The sequence below is a fragment of the Leisingera sp. F5 genome, assembly GCF_001593695.1.
In genome coordinates, this window is sequence record NZ_LUKH01001408.1 from 1 (window position 1) to 1,051 (window position 1,051).

2 pseudogenes are annotated in these 1,051 nt (G+C 57.8%); both read right to left on the bottom strand.

The annotated features are described in order from the left end of the window. Positions 1–812, bottom strand: a pseudogene (locus A2I95_RS41835) (glutamine synthetase); the annotation flags it as partial. A gap of 115 nt (positions 813–927) precedes the next feature. Beyond that, positions 928–1,051: pseudogene (locus A2I95_RS41840) on the bottom strand (C4-dicarboxylate ABC transporter); the annotation flags it as partial.

Sequence of the window (1,051 nt, forward strand, 5' to 3'; positions counted from 1 at the left end):
ACGGGCTTGCCGTCCTGCCACAGCGATTGATGCACATGGGAGGAAGAGCCGACCTTATCGTGGCTCCATTTCGGCAGGAAGGTCACCGCATGGCCCTGCTGGTGGGCGATTTCCTTCACCGCGTGTTTGGCGATCGTGTGGTATTCAGCCGTGTCCATCGCCGCGGCGTATTTGATGTTGAGCTCTTCCTGGCCGGTCTCCGCCTCACCCTTGGAGTTCTCGATCGGCAAGCCCGCGTCCCACAGGTGGTTGCGGATCGGACGCATCACATGCTCTTCACGGGTGGTCTGAAGGATGTTGTAATCCTCGTTGTAGCCCGAGATCGGCGCCAGGTCGCGGAAACCGGACTTGCGGATCTCGTCAAAGCTCTTTTCGAACAGGAAAAACTCCAGCTCGGTGGCGCACATGGCGTCATAGCCCATCGCCTTAAGCCGGTTTACCTGGCGTTTCAGGATCGCGCGGGGAGAGTGTGAAACCTCTTCATGCGTGTGGTGATCCAGCACATCGCACAGCACCATCACCGTGCCCTCCAGCCACGGCACCGGGCGCAGGGTCGCCAGGTCCGGCTTCATCACATAATCGCCATAGCCGTTTTCCCAGCTGGTCGAGGCATAGCCGTCCGGCGTCGCCATCTCCAGGTCCGTCGCCAGCAGATAGTTGCAGCAATGGGTCTCTTCCCAGGCGCCGGCAACAAAATGCTTGGCGTGGAAACGCTTGCCCATCAGCCGACCCTGCATGTCCACAAGACAGACCAGAACGGTGTCGACCAGACCCGAAGAAACCTGGGATTTCAAATCATCGAAGGAGAGCATGAGCAGCCCTTTGCGTGTTCAGGCCAAAACTTTTCTTCAAAAGTTTTGGCAAATTCCTTGAGTAAGGAATTTGGCCCGCTGCGGTGCAGGCCAAATCCTGTTTTTCAACAGCCCCTTAGCCGTAGCGGTAGGGGCGGCCCGCTTTTTGCATGTCGGCGTTGTACTTCTTGAAGATCTCGACAACCTTTGCCTTTGTTTCGGATTCGGCTGCGATCTCGTCCCAGAACTTCACTGCCGCG